Origin of the sequence: Priestia sp. 179-F W1.4 NHS (genome assembly GCF_045369295.1) — a bacterium.
Taxonomy (GTDB): Bacteria; Bacillota; Bacilli; order Bacillales; family Bacillaceae_H; genus Priestia; species Priestia zanthoxyli.
This window is the reverse complement of sequence record NZ_JBIQFF010000009.1, coordinates 1-13,872: the sequence shown is the minus strand read 5'-3', so window position 1 is coordinate 13,872 and position 13,872 is coordinate 1. Positions and strand designations below refer to the sequence as shown.

Annotated in this window: 12 protein-coding genes, 1 rRNA gene and 1 other annotated feature; all 13 genes read right to left on the bottom strand. The window is 39.5% G+C overall.

Annotated elements, in window-relative coordinates:
• Positions 1–2: 2 nt before the first annotated feature.
• A complete protein-coding gene (gene cysS / locus ACH0CI_RS24455) occupies positions 3–1,400 on the bottom strand; it encodes a cysteine--tRNA ligase (RefSeq protein WP_406902392.1) in 1,398 nt (465 codons plus the stop codon).
• Entirely contained in the window at positions 1,390–2,046 is a 657-nt protein-coding gene (gene cysE / locus ACH0CI_RS24450) for a serine O-acetyltransferase (RefSeq protein WP_025753192.1), read from the bottom strand. The genes cysS and cysE overlap by 11 nt, the downstream gene beginning before the upstream one ends.
• Positions 2,047–2,118: 72 nt before the next feature.
• Positions 2,119–2,342: a binding site (T-box leader), on the bottom strand.
• 39 nt (positions 2,343–2,381) lie between these two features.
• Positions 2,382–3,839: a glutamate--tRNA ligase gene (gene gltX / locus ACH0CI_RS24445; protein ID WP_028412658.1), complete on the bottom strand. Its 1,458-nt coding sequence runs from the start codon at positions 3,837–3,839 to the stop codon at positions 2,382–2,384.
• Positions 3,840–3,944: 105 nt separating this feature from the next.
• A complete protein-coding gene (ispF, locus tag ACH0CI_RS24440; protein WP_013054903.1) occupies positions 3,945–4,424 on the bottom strand; it encodes a 2-C-methyl-D-erythritol 2,4-cyclodiphosphate synthase in 480 nt (159 codons plus the stop codon).
• Entirely contained in the window at positions 4,421–5,122 is a 702-nt protein-coding gene (gene ispD, locus ACH0CI_RS24435; protein ID WP_028412657.1) for a 2-C-methyl-D-erythritol 4-phosphate cytidylyltransferase, read from the bottom strand. Before ispD ends, ispF begins: the two co-directional genes overlap by 4 nt.
• Positions 5,123–5,147: 25 nt before the next feature.
• On the bottom strand, positions 5,148–6,245 hold the full coding sequence (locus tag ACH0CI_RS24430; RefSeq protein ID WP_014462040.1) for a PIN/TRAM domain-containing protein: 1,098 nt from the start codon (positions 6,243–6,245) through the stop codon (positions 5,148–5,150).
• Positions 6,246–6,392: 147 nt separating this feature from the next.
• Positions 6,393–7,472: a DNA integrity scanning diadenylate cyclase DisA gene (gene disA, locus ACH0CI_RS24425; protein ID WP_013054900.1), complete on the bottom strand. Its 1,080-nt coding sequence runs from the start codon at positions 7,470–7,472 to the stop codon at positions 6,393–6,395.
• A 3-nt stretch (positions 7,473–7,475) separates the two neighbouring features.
• Positions 7,476–8,852 (bottom strand): DNA repair protein RadA, encoded by a 1,377-nt coding sequence (radA, locus tag ACH0CI_RS24420; protein WP_013054899.1) that lies wholly within the window; start codon positions 8,850–8,852, stop codon positions 7,476–7,478.
• A 123-nt stretch (positions 8,853–8,975) separates the two neighbouring features.
• Positions 8,976–11,417 carry an ATP-dependent protease ATP-binding subunit ClpC gene (gene clpC / locus ACH0CI_RS24415; RefSeq protein WP_014462041.1) on the bottom strand — a complete coding sequence of 814 codons (2,442 nt, stop codon included), beginning with the start codon at positions 11,415–11,417 and terminating at the stop codon, positions 8,976–8,978.
• 20 nt (positions 11,418–11,437) lie between these two features.
• Positions 11,438–12,511 (bottom strand): protein-arginine kinase McsB, encoded by a 1,074-nt coding sequence (mcsB, locus tag ACH0CI_RS24410; protein WP_406902391.1) that lies wholly within the window; start codon positions 12,509–12,511, stop codon positions 11,438–11,440.
• Between the two features lie 3 nt (positions 12,512–12,514).
• Entirely contained in the window at positions 12,515–13,057 is a 543-nt protein-coding gene (mcsA, locus tag ACH0CI_RS24405) for a protein-arginine kinase activator protein McsA (protein ID WP_406902390.1), read from the bottom strand.
• Between the two features lie 41 nt (positions 13,058–13,098).
• Positions 13,099–13,560: a CtsR family transcriptional regulator gene (locus ACH0CI_RS24400; protein WP_013054895.1), complete on the bottom strand. Its 462-nt coding sequence runs from the start codon at positions 13,558–13,560 to the stop codon at positions 13,099–13,101.
• Between the two features lie 235 nt (positions 13,561–13,795).
• Positions 13,796–13,872, bottom strand: a 5S ribosomal RNA gene (gene rrf / locus ACH0CI_RS28285); the annotation flags it as partial.

Sequence of the window (13,872 nt, the reverse complement as noted above, 5' to 3'; positions counted from 1 at the left end):
TATTATCCTCTTTTCCATCTTGTTCCTTGCGCCGTATCTTCTAAAATAATATTTTTAGCCTTTAATTCATCTCGAATTTGATCTGCTAATTGGAAATTACGATCTTTACGAGCTTGAATACGATCTTGGATCAATTGATCAATTTCTTCGTCTAAAAGTTCAGCTTCTCCAAACGCAATGCCTATTGCAGCACCTAGTTCTTTAAACTCTTTAATAAAGGCTTCAATTACATCTGTAGACGTTGTTTGTTCTAATAAATACAAGTTAGCTTGCTTTGCTAGCTCGAACAGAACAGAAATGGCATTTGCCGTATTAAAATCATCATCCATCTCTTCAACAAAGGTTTCGCGAAGCTCTTTTAGCTTTTCAAACCATTCTGAAGCATCTTCTTGAAGATTTGTTGCTGCCTCTAGACGGTGAGTTAAGTTGCCGTAAGCTGTTTGCAGACGCTCAAACCCTTTGCGCGTATTCTCTAAAATTTCTTCGTTATAGTTAATTGGGTGACGATAGTGAACAGATAAAATAAAGAATCGAAGTAGGGAAGGATCATGCTTTTTAATAATGTCATGAACTAACACGAAGTTCCCTAGTGATTTAGACATCTTTTCATTATCAATATTGATATATCCGTTATGAAGCCAGTATTTCGCAAACGATTTCCCAGTGAGCGCTTCTGATTGAGCAATTTCATTTTCGTGATGAGGGAAAGCTAAATCCTGGCCGCCTGCGTGGATATCAATTGTATCACCTAAATACTTGCGTGCCATCGCCGAGCATTCAATATGCCAGCCTGGTCTTCCTTGACCCCAAGGGCTATCCCATGCAATCTCTCCACCTTTGGTTGCTTTCCAAAGAGTAAAGTCTAATGGATCTTCTTTCTTTTCTCCAACTTCGATACGAGCACCGGATTGCAATTCATCAATAGACTGATGTGATAATTTTCCGTATCCTTCAAATTTACGCGTACGATAGTATACGTCGCCCTCTGACTCATACGCATAACCTTTTTTCACCAGTTCATCAATGAACTCAATAATGATATCCATATTTTCAGTTACGCGTGGATGCACATCGGCATGCTTGCATCCAAGAGCTGAAGTATCTTCAAAGTAGGCATCGATAAAGCGGTTTGCGATCGTTGGAACATCTTCTCCTAACTCTTTTGCTGCCTTAATTAATTTATCATCCACATCTGTGAAGTTTGAGACATACTCCACGTCGTAGCCTCTAAATTCTAAATAGCGGCGCACCGTATCAAATACGATCGCAGGACGCGCATTTCCAATATGAATATAGTTATACACCGTCGGTCCGCACACGTACATTTTGACTTTGTTTTCTTCTAGCGGTACAAACGTCTCTTTTTGACGTGTTAACGTGTTATATAGCTTAATTGCCATGGTGAATCTTCCCTTCTTTTAATTCCTTTAATTGATTTTGCAGGTGTAAAATTTCTTTCTCTAGCTGTTTGAAACGCTCTGCATCTGGATCTGGCAAATCTTGATGATTCAAATCTTTTGGAATCCGGACGCCATTTTGAATGACGACTCGGCCAGGGATACCAACAACCGTTGAGTTTTCTGGGACGTCATTTAACACAACTGAGCCTGCTCCAATTTTGGAGTGCGCATGAATCGTAATCGATCCTAGCACTTTAGCACCTGTTGCAATTAAGACATTGTCTTCAATCGTCGGGTGACGCTTTCCTTTTTCTTTCCCTGTTCCTCCGAGTGTTACTCCTTGATATACTGTTACATTATCTCCAATTTCGCACGTTTCCCCAATAACAATTCCCATTCCGTGGTCAATAAAAAAGCGGCGGCCAATTTTCGCACCCGGATGAATTTCAATCCCTGTGAAGAATCGGCTAATTTGTGAGATTACACGTGCCAGAAAAAACCACTTTCTTTTAAAAAGCCCGTGAGCGAATCTATGTGCCCAAATAGCATGCAACCCTGAATAGGTTAATATCACTTCAATATAACTTCTTGCTGCAGGATCTTGTTCAAATATGGCCTCAATGTCTTCCTTTAACAACTTTAGCATCATCTCACCCCAATTCCGCTATTCCTCTATCTACTCATTGATTGTATAAAAAAACGCCCCTATGTCAAATGACACAGAGACGTATATACGCGGTTCCACTCTGTTTGGATCAACAAACAATCCCAACTCTTCTCTCATAACGTGAAAGTACCCGCTTTTGCCTACTTACTTAGTAGCATTCAACAAAAGACTCAAAGGCGCACTTCAACAAGTTTTGTCATAGGTTACTTTCAGCCGGTGATAACCCTCTCTGATATGCAATGAACTTGCCTACTCTTCCTTCTCAACGATATCCATATTTGATTATTTTATCATATGGGCAAAATAGAAATTTGTTAACTATAAATGCTTTCTAGACGAGCTAAAACTGTTTCTTTCCCTAAAAGAGAAATAGCTTTTGGAAGCTCGGGACCGTGTGTTTCGCCTGTTGTTGCTACACGAATTGGCATAAATAGTTTTTTACCTTTTTGACCTGTTGCTTTTTGTACAGCCTTTGTTGCTGCCTTAATTTCATCAGCGCTGAATTCTTCTAAGGAAGAAATCTCTTCAGCAAATGCTTTTAACACTTCCGGTACTTGTTCTTCAGCAAGTACTGCTTTTGCTTCTTCACTGTAATCAATTTCTTTCTTAAAGAACATTTCAGTAAGTTCAACAATCTCAGCGCCAAAGCTCATTTGTTCTTGGTATAGAGCGACTAAGTCACGTACCCATTGTTCTGTTTCTGCATCGCGCGTTTCTTCAACTTTTCCAGCTTTCACTAAGTGAGGAACTGATAAAGCTACTACCTCGTCTAAATCCAATTGTTTCATGTATTGGTTGTTCATCCAACGTAATTTGCTTGTATCAAATAGTGCTGGAGATTTTGATAAACGAGCTGGGTCAAAAATTTCAATAAACTGTTCTTTAGAGAAAATTTCTTCTTCTCCCACAGGTGACCAGCCAAGCATTGTAATAAAATTAAATAGTGCTTCTGGCAAGTAGCCTAATTCTTTATATTGCTCGATAAACTGAATGATTGACTCATCACGTTTACTTAGCTTGCGACGATTTTCATTTACGATTAACGTCATATGACCAAATACAGGAGGCGTCCAGCCTAAAGCTTCATACACAAGAATTTGCTTCGGTGTATTGGAAATATGGTCATCTCCGCGTAGAACATGTGTCATCTTCATTAGATAATCATCAATGGCTACAGCGTAGTTATATGTTGGTGTACCGTCTTTTTTCACAATAACGAAATCACCAATGCCTTCAGACTCAAACGATACTTCATCTTTGACAATATCATTCCACTTAATTTCTGTGTTACTAGGAACACGGAAGCGAATGCTCGGCTCACGGCCTTCTGCTTCTAGTTCAGCACGCTGTTCAGCTGTTAAGTTACGGCACTTACCTGAATAGCGCGGCATTTGACTGTTCGCCTGCTGTTCTTCACGCTCTTTTTCAAGCTCTTCTGACGTACAGTAACAGTGATAAGCTAATCCTTTTTCAAGAAGTTCTTCCGTATATTTTTGATAGATTTCCGTACGTTCAGACTGGCGGTAAGGACCGTACTCCCCGCCTACGTCGATACTTTCATCCCATTCAATACCTAACCATTTTAAATAGCGCAGCTGACTTTCTTCGCCGCCTTCGATATTACGCTTTTGATCTGTATCTTCAATACGGATAATAAATTTACCGTTTTGATTTCGTGCAAATAAATAATTAAATAGTGCTGTTCTTGCATTCCCTATATGAAGATGTCCAGTTGGACTCGGGGCATAACGAACTCTTACTTCGCTTGACATAACTAAGATGACCTCCAATTTAATATTACTTATAGTATGTATTTATATGTTTTAGACATGTTCTAATTTTATCACCAAATAGGTATCTGTCAAAGTCAACTGTTTTTATTTTTGATAAACTAAAACGGCTGCTTGGGCAGCGATTCCTTCTTCACGTCCCGTAAAACCTAACTTTTCTGTTGTTGTTGCCTTGACGTTAATTTGAGAAATGCTTGCTTCTAACAGCTGCGCAATACGCTCTCTCATTGGTTCAATGTAAGGAGCCATTTTAGGTTTTTGCGCGATAATCGTGCAATCTACATTGCTTAATTCATAACCTTCATCTTTTAGTAGTTTCCATACGTGTTGAAGAAGCTTTGCTGAATCAGCATCTTTAAATTCAGGGTCTGTATCCGGAAAATGCTTTCCGATATCTCCTTTAGCCGCCGCTCCTAATAAGGCATCTGCGATTGTATGTAACAGCACATCTGCATCTGAGTGGCCTAATAATCCTTTTTCATACGGTATTTCTAAACCGCCGATGATTAAAGGTCTTCCTTCTGCAAATTCATGTACGTCGAAACCTTGTCCTACTCGAATGTTCATTTTTCCACTCCTTCAGTCCTGTTTAGCTTTGTTAGTATAGCTTCTGCATATAACAAATCTTCTGGTGTTGTTAGTTTTATATTATCGTAATTTCCCTCTACAATCGATACTTTTTGTCCTGCTTTTTCTACTAAGCTTGCATCATCGGTGCCTAAGTATTCATTTGTTTTTGCTTTTTCGTGTGCATCCATTACTACATCAAAAAGAAAAGCCTGCGGCGTTTGAATAGCCCACAAGCTAGAGCGCTCAACTGTTTCAATGACAGTCCCCTGTTCTACACGCTTAATTGTGTCTTTTACTGGAACAGCCAGTACAGCAGCCTTATCACTAGCAGCTTTTTCTACTAACTCATGGATTGTGTTTTGTTGAACAAATGGTCGAGCGCCATCATGAATTAATACCATCTGAGCCTGCTTTAGACTTTTAAGGCCGTTATAAACGCTATGTTGACGTTCATCGCCTCCAACTGTCAATGATTGAACCTTTTGAATTGGATATTCAGTTAATAACTCTTCAAAAATCGCCACTTCTTTTTCGTTTACAACTAGTACAATTCCACTGCACCAAGGATCTTGTTCGAATTTTTGCAGCGTATGAATGATAAGCGGAACGTTTTGAATAGTTAAAAATTGTTTGTTCCGCCCCGCTTTCATTCGCTTCCCCTGCCCTGCAGCTAAAACGATAATTTCATACTTCATAGGTATACTCCCTTTACCTGTTACGTCACAGTGCTTTTTCTAATAACTTGGGTTTCGCAAAAATCATACGGCCTGCTGAGGTTTGGAGTACGCTCGTCACCAGTACATCAATTTGCTTTCCAATGTAATTTCTTCCTTCTTCTACCACGATCATTGTACCGTCATCAAGATAGGCAATACCTTGATTATGTTCTTTACCGTCTTTTATAACCAACACATTCATTTCTTCTCCCGGAAGCACAATTGGCTTAACGGCATTTGCTAAGTCATTAATATTTAAGACGCCGACATTTTGAAGTTCACATACTTTATTTAAATTAAAGTCGTTTGTAACGACCAACCCAGAAGTCAGCTTTGCCAATTTGACCAGCTTACTGTCCACTTCTTGAATGTCTTCGAAATCGCCTTCATAAATTTCTACCTTCATTGCCAGTTCCTTTTGAATACGGTTTAGAATATCTAGACCTCGTCTACCTCTGTTTCGTTTTAGAACATCCGACGAATCAGCAATATGCTGAAGTTCCTCAAGCACAAAGCGCGGAATAACAATCGTTCCGTCTAAAAATCCTGTTTGACAAATATCTGCGATACGACCGTCAATAATAACGCTTGTATCTAAAATTTTAAGAGACTTTAGTGATTCTTCATTATCTGCTTCTTCTTCTTGCCCTTTTTTCTTCCCAATTCGAGATGGCATGGAAAACACGTTCACAAGCTCATCACGTTTTTTAAACCCGACTTGAAACCCTAAGTAACCTAAAAGAATACTTAGAAAGATTGGTAAAATGGTACTTACTACTTGAAGTTGAATTCTGCCTAAAAAAGCTCCGACCAAGTAGGCTACAATAAGCCCTAAAATCAATCCTAAGCTACCAAAAAGTACATCCGTTACAGGCGCCTTCAGCAACGCCTCTTCCACTCGGCGAATTAATTCAACTATATAATCAACAATCCAAAACGTGACAAGGAAAAACAAAATAGCTCCCAGTATTGCATCGACGTAAGGTTTTTCTAGAAATGCTACATCTTGCAGATTTAATAATTGAATAAGTTCAGGTATAAAAAAGACGCCCAATGTACCACCTGTAATAATAAAAAATAACTGTACAAAACGTTTTAACACGCCTTCACCTCCCTTTATCATTATAAACAGTTTACAATGATTGAAACCTGTTATTTAACCAAAAAACAGAATTTGTAAACAAACTGTCACTTTTTTTGTATTTTCACAATATCTTAATGAATCAAACATTTAATGTCAATTAATATCCTATAGCTGACGGTTTGTAAGATGCTGCTCTTTTAGTCTTTTTAGGCCTTCTCTAATTTTCCGTGCTCGAATTTCACCGATGCCTTCTACCTCATCCAATTCTTCTACCGACGCATCTGCTATCGTTTTTAAATCCCCTAATTCATCAATGAGATTTTCAATAATAATCGATGGAAGTCTTGGAATTTTATGAAGCATTCGATACCCTCTAGGAATAACGCTGTCTTCAAAGCTTGTATACATAGGATATCCCATTAAGCGAAGGAGCGTTTGGTCATCGAGAAGAACATTATTTGACGGCTGCTGCATGCGTTCAATTACTCGGTAAGGGTCAAAGCTGAGGTCATACATATAATCTTTGATTAATAAAGTTGCTTCTTCCTCTAAGTGAGAAAGCAGTTCATTCATTTGGAGACGAATTAGCCTTCCTTCTGTTCCTAACTCGCTAATATAGCTCAAAATTTCATTTTTAATACGCAAAACCATTTCTGTACGATGAAGCGACTGCAGCACATCTGTATGAGTTACTTGCTCTTCAAACTCTAATGCACTGAGACTTGTAATCGATTCATCTAATACCGCCTTGTACTTTTCAAGGGTTCCAAGCGCTTGATTCGCTTTTGCTAAAATAACGCTAATGTCTTTCAATACATACTGCAGAGACCCTTTGTAAAGCGTAATCACATTCCGTCTTTGTGAAATGGCTATCACCAATACACCTGACTGCTTAGCTACGCGCTCCGCTGTACGGTGACGCATTCCTGTCTGTGAAGAAGGGGTAGAGGGATCTGGCATGAGCTGAGCATTAGCAAACAATATCTTGCTTCCGCTGTCGTTTAAAATAAGCGCTCCATCCATTTTGGCTAACTCGTATAAATGCGCAGGTGTAAATGCACAATTAATCGAAAATCCTCCATCTACCATCTTTTTGACTTGTTCATTGTAGCCCATAACAATTAAGCCGCCCGTCTTTGCCCGCAAGACGTTATCGATACCGTCACGAATAGGGGTTCCTGGTGCTACAAACTGCAGAATTTCTGATATTTGTTTTTGACTAACTGTTGTTTTTTCTCCTTCCACTGCTTATCCTCCTAATGTATATTGCAGAGCCTCCGCTACTGTTGATACCCCAATCACATCAATACCATCTGGGACTTTCCATCCTCCTAAATTTTTCTCCGGAATAATAATTCGTTGGAACCCTAATTTTACCGCTTCTTGAACGCGCTGTTCAATTCTAGACACTCGGCGTACTTCGCCTGTTAATCCTACCTCTCCTACAATAACATCTGTAGCGCTAGAAGCAGCATCTCTGAAGCTTGAAGCAATGCTAACGGCTACAGCTAAATCGATTGCTGGTTCATCTAATTTCACTCCACCTGCTACTTTTAAATAAGCATCTTGATTCTGCAGCAGCATTCCTACACGCTTTTCTAAGACAGCCATGATAAGCGAAACGCGATTATGATCTACTCCTGTCGCCATTCTTCTAGGGTTTCCAAAGCTCGTTGGACTGATTAGCGCCTGCAGCTCTACTAATACGGGTCTTGTCCCTTCCATTGAAGCGACAACAACCGAACCTGCTGCTCCCTGAGACCGTTCTTCTAGAAAGATTTCAGATGGATTCAATACTTCTTCTAGCCCACTTTCTTTCATTTCAAAAATGCCCATTTCATTTGTAGATCCAAATCGGTTCTTAACCGCTCTTAATATACGATACGTATGATGGCGCTCTCCTTCAAAATAAAGGACCGTATCTACCATATGTTCAAGAAGTCTTGGACCCGCAATGGCCCCTTCTTTCGTTACATGACCCACAATAAAGATGGCAATGCCGTTCGTTTTAGCAACACGCATTAGTTCAGCCGTACACTCTCGCACCTGTGAGACGCTTCCTGGCGCTGATGTCACATCAGCATGGTAAATGGTTTGAATTGAATCAATCACCACAAAATCAGGCTGCATGCTTGAGATGGCCTCTAGTATTAATTCTAAGTTTGTTTCTGCGTGAACATAAAGCTCTTCAGCTTTTACACCTAGCCTGTCCGCTCTTAACTTCGTTTGTTTGGTTGATTCCTCTCCCGAAATATATAGTACTTTATTTTGTTTCATTGCTAACTGCGCGGAGGTTTGCAAAAGTAAAGTAGACTTTCCGATACCCGGATCTCCCCCTATTAAAACGAGTGACCCTCTGACAATACCCCCTCCTAATACACGGTTTAACTCTGCAGAAGGTGTAAAAATCCGTGGTTCTGTTGTAGATTCAATCGCTGTAATTGACTGAGGTTTTTGAACTTTAGAAGCAGTAGCTCCGGAAAAAGCTCCTCGGCGTGATGATTTCGTTTCTTCCATTTCTTCCACCATCGAATTCCAGCTTCCGCATCCAGGACATTTCCCCATCCATTTTGCGGATTCATATCCGCAATGCTGACATGCAAATTTTGTTTTTCGTTTCGCCATTATGTTATCAATCTCTCCGTTCATTCAATCGATTTCTATCTCTATTGTACACTATTTCCTAAGCTAAAATAAAAAGGGAGGCATACGTGTTTTTTCGTATGCCTCGTCTTGGTTTGAGTAAATTTAGCTGATGCTGCTTGGAGCGGAGGATTTAACAACAAATTCTCCTTTGTCTACATCTAGCGTCACTTTCTGACCTTTTTGAACAACCCCTTTTAGCAGTTCTTCAGATAAACGGTCTTCAATATGTTTTTGAATTGCTCTACGAAGTGGACGAGCGCCGTATTCTGGGTCAAAACCTTCCTCTGCAATCTTATCAATTGCTTCTTTTGTTAATTCAAGATCAATTTCTTGCTCTTTTAAGCGTTTTGTTAACTGATCCGCCATTAATTTAACGATTTCAGCTAAGTGAGGTTTCTCTAATGAATGGAAGACGATAATTTCATCGATACGGTTTAGGAACTCCGGACGGAATGCGCGCTTCATTTCCGCCATTACTTTTCCTTTCATATCTTTGTAGTCTTGGCCTTCTGCTTCTACTGTGAACCCTAAGTGCTTGCTTCGTTTTAATGTGTCCGCACCTACGTTTGATGTCATAATTAAAATCGTATTACGGAAATCAACTGTACGGCCTTTTGAATCTGTTAAGCGTCCATCTTCTAACACTTGTAATAAAATGTTAAATACATCCGGATGTGCTTTTTCAATTTCGTCTAAAAGAACAACTGAGTAAGGTTTTCTTCTTACTTTTTCCGTTAACTGGCCGCCTTCTTCGTATCCAACATATCCTGGAGGTGAACCTACTAAGCGTGAAGTAGAATGTTTCTCCATGTACTCAGACATATCGATACGAATCATTGCGTCTTCGTCGCCAAAGATTGACTCCGCTAATGCGCGTGCAAGCTCTGTTTTACCAACCCCTGTTGGTCCTAAGAAAATGAATGAACCAATTGGGCGTTTTGGATCTTTCAAGCCTGCTCTAGCACGGCGCACAGCTTTTGCAACTGCTTTTACCGCTTCTTCTTGCCCAATTACACGAGAGTGAAGAATCTCTTCCATGTTTAGCAGTCTTTCTGTCTCTTCCTGTGCCAGTTTAGAGACCGGTACACCCGTCCAGCTAGATACCACCATCGCAATATCTTCTACGGTTACAGCTGAGTTTTCTTTACCTTGCTGCTCTTTCCAAATTTTCTTTGTGTCTTCTAATTCTTCGCGTAGGCGTTGTTCTGTATCGCGTAAAGATGCTGCTTTTTCAAATTCTTGACTTTGAACAGACGCATCTTTTTCATTGCGTACTGATTCTAATTTTTGCTCTAATTCCTTTAAATTTGGCGGCGTTGTAAATGAACGTAAACGCACTTTTGAACCAGCTTCATCAATTAAATCGATTGCTTTATCCGGTAAGAAACGATCTGAAATGTAGCGATCTGATAGTTTCACCGCTTGCTCGATTGCCTCATCAGAAATAGATACTCGGTGATGCGCTTCATAACGGTCACGAAGCCCTTTTAAGATTTGAATAGACTCTTCCAACGTTGGTTCATCCACTTGAATTGGCTGGAAGCGACGCTCTAACGCTGCATCTTTTTCAATATATTTTCTGTATTCATCTAAAGTCGTAGCACCGATACACTGAAGTTCTCCACGAGCAAGAGACGGTTTTAAAATATTAGAAGCATCGATAGCACCTTCTGCACCACCAGCGCCAATTAATGTGTGTAACTCATCGATAAAGAGAATAATATTACCTGCTTGACGAATTTCATCCATTACTTTCTTCAGGCGATCTTCAAATTCTCCGCGATATTTTGTACCAGCCACGACCGTTCCCATATCCAAAGTCATAACGCGTTTGTCACGTAAAATTTCTGGAACTTCATTGTTGACGATTTGCTGAGCCAAACCTTCAGCGATTGCCGTTTTACCGACACCTGGCTCCCCAATTAATACAGGATTGTTTTTTGTACGTCGGCTTAACACTTCAATAACACGCTGAATTTCTTTCCCACGTCCGATAACAGGGTCTAAGCTTCCTTCGCGCGCTACAACTGTTAAATCGCGTGCTAAGCTGTCTAGCGTAGGTGTATTGGCATTTGAAGAACCTCCGCCTTGATGGCTTGAAGCAGCTTCATTGCTACCTAATAAATGAAGTACTTGCTGACGAGCTTTATTTAGGCTGACACCTAGATTATTTAAAACGCGTGCTGCAACGCCTTCACCTTCACGAATTAAGCCTAGTAAGATATGTTCTGTTCCTACGTAAGAATGACCAAGCTTTCGGGCTTCATCCATTGAAAGTTCAATGACTTTTTTCGCTCGAGGTGTATAATGAATGGTCTGCGTTAATTCTTGGCCTCTGCCAATTAATGCTTCCACTTCTTTTTGAATTTTTTCAGTGCTTAGGCCTAGAGCAGAAAGAGCTTTTGCTGCAATTCCTTCACCTTCACGAACGATACCTAATAAAATGTGCTCCGTTCCAATGTTGTTGTGACCTAGGCGTAGTGCTTCTTCCTGTGCTAAAGCTAATACTTTTTGTGCGCGCTCTGTAAATCTACCAAACATCATATAATCGTCACCCTCCACGTTTAATTTGTGTTTTTATTTATAGTGAGACGTTCTCGAATTAAGGTGGCTCTTTTAATGTCACGTTCCTGAGGCTTTAGGGGCCCTCCCGAATACTTTTGTAAAAAGCCTGGCTGCGTCATAATGATAAGTTCATTCAATATATTTTGACTCAGTCCTTTTATATACCCTAAATCGATTCCTAATCGAACATCTGATAAACATTGTGAAGCTTCTTTGGACTCAATAATACGGCTATTGGCCAATACTCCATATGAACGATACACTCGATCTTCTAACTCTACATGAGATGTTTTAAACAGTGCGTCTCTTGCAGAGTGCTCTTGTGTAATTAACTGCTGTACGACACTATTTAAATCTGCCACAATATCTTCTTCAGATTTCCCTAAGGTTATCTGATTAGAAATTTGAAAGATATTCCCTAAAGCTTCGCTACCTTCTCCATAAATTCCTCTCACCACTAAGCCAAGCTGGTTAATAGCGGGAATAATACGATGAATTTGACGGGTCATCACTAAAGCCGGCAGATGCATCATCACAGATGCACGTAGCCCAGTACCCACATTTGTGGGACAGCTGGTTAAATACCCTCTATTTTCATCAAACGCATAATCTACGTATTTCTCAATCCAATTATCTACTTTATTCGCTGCGCTTAAAGCTTCAGATAATTGAAGGCCTGGAAATAAACATTGTATGCGTAAATGATCTTCTTCATTAACCATAATACTCAAATCTTCTTTTTCTGATAAAAAACAAGCTCCGTTGTTGTCTCCTTCAGCCAAGTTAGGACTGATAAGATGTTTTTCAACCAACACTTGCTTTTGAAGAGGCTGTAATTCGTTCATCTTTAGTAAATGCAAATTCCACTGATTGGTGTTCTCGCTTTTTTGAAAAACTTGCTCAAATACTCGAACCACTTCAACTGCTTGTTCTTTAGAAAAGAGAGTTGGAAAAAGATAATGAGTTAAATTTCGAGCCAGCCTGATTCGACTGCTTAGCACAATATCTGAATTCGAAGCTTCTTGACGCATCCAAGAGCTAACAGGCTGGGAAAAGAACAAATCCTGGGACATGAATTACGCTTCCTCCTCTCTCGATTCGTTCATCTTCTTTTCTAGTAATCGAATGTGATCTCGGAGTTCGGCTGCTTTCTCAAACTCCTCTTTTTCGATATACTCTTTTAAGTTCAATCTTAATGCCTGTAATTCCTTTTTTAAATGAAGATTACTTGCAATTCTTGCTGGTATTTTTCCATGATGTAGATAATTACCTCCATGCAGCCTCTTCAAGAAAGGAATAAGAGGTCGCTCAAATGTTTTGTAGCAATCTGCACATCCAAACCTGCCGATTTTAGCAAATTTTTGATGTGTCATGCCACAAGTAGGACAAGAAAGAACGTCCTGACTTTGTTTCTTATAATTTTCAGTTACTGCTGGGTCTAGGTTAAGTAGGCCAGCTAGTAAGTTATTGATTGAAAAACCTTGCTGATTTGAAAAAGAAAATGCATCTCCATTTTCTGAAGCGCATTGTTCACATACGTGCATCTCCGTCTTTTCACCATTAATAATTTTTGTGAAGTGAAGAGTTGCAGGTCTCGTTTCACATTGCTGACAAATCATCCTGTCATCACTCCCTGTTCTAAATAAAATAGATCATGAGCTTATCGGTAGCGTAATGAATTAAGCATTGCTTTTAAAAGATTGGCTCTTAGCTCATCACGATAAGGAAGTTCAATATTAATAACTGAACGATTGATAACGCTCAACATGATTTTTGCTTCTCTTTCTGTGATGACTTTTTCTTCAACTAACCTAATAATGACATTTTCAGCACTTACTTGTGAAATTTCATTTTGAATCATCTCAATCACTTGCTGAAACAAATCCGCTGCATCATGCATTTTTACTTTTGCAATACGAATAAATCCGCCGCCGCCTCGCTTACTTTCTACAAGATAACCTCTCTCAACCGTAAAGCGGGTATTGATAACGTAATTAATTTGCGACGGAACGCATTGAAATTTATCAGCAATCTCACTGCGCCTTATTTCAACAATTTCTCTTTCACTTAATTCAAGTACTTGTTTTAAATACTGTTCGATAATGTCAGAGATATTTGGCACGCTGCCCCCTCCTTCTGACTTTGACTATATTTGACCTTAATTTAAATATAAAAGGAAACGAAAAAATTTTCAACTATGTACTATTAAAGTTTATTCTTTACTTTTATCGTTGCCACTAAAATTTATTTCAAAACCTGCAAATCGCGAATTTTATTGTTCTTACTATACTTTTTCATAAAACAAATAAATTGTAAACAAAAAAGGACTAGCTAAAATAGCTAGTCCTTTTTCAGGTGCCTGGCAACGTCCTACTCTCACAGGGACAAAGTCCCAACTACCATTGGCGCTAAAGAGCTTAACTTCCGTGTTCGG

Excerpts from the sequence above, each read along its gene's own strand:
- cysS (WP_406902392.1), bottom strand. The coding sequence starts at position 1,400 with ATGGCAATTAAGCTATATAACACGTTAACACGTCAAAAAGAGACGTTT.
- cysE (WP_025753192.1), bottom strand. The coding sequence starts at position 2,046 with ATGCTAAAGTTGTTAAAGGAAGACATTGAGGCCATATTTGAACAAGAT.
- gltX (WP_028412658.1), bottom strand. The coding sequence starts at position 3,839 with ATGTCAAGCGAAGTAAGAGTTCGTTATGCCCCGAGTCCAACTGGACAT.
- ispF (WP_013054903.1), bottom strand. The coding sequence starts at position 4,424 with ATGAACATTCGAGTAGGACAAGGTTTCGACGTACATGAATTTGCAGAA.
- ispD (WP_028412657.1), bottom strand. The coding sequence starts at position 5,122 with ATGAAGTATGAAATTATCGTTTTAGCTGCAGGGCAGGGGAAGCGAATG.
- radA (WP_013054899.1), bottom strand. The coding sequence starts at position 8,852 with ATGGCGAAACGAAAAACAAAATTTGCATGTCAGCATTGCGGATATGAA.
- clpC (WP_014462041.1), bottom strand. The coding sequence starts at position 11,417 with ATGATGTTTGGTAGATTTACAGAGCGCGCACAAAAAGTATTAGCTTTA.
- mcsB (WP_406902391.1), bottom strand. The coding sequence starts at position 12,511 with ATGTCCCAGGATTTGTTCTTTTCCCAGCCTGTTAGCTCTTGGATGCGT.
- mcsA (WP_406902390.1), bottom strand. The coding sequence starts at position 13,057 with ATGATTTGTCAGCAATGTGAAACGAGACCTGCAACTCTTCACTTCACA.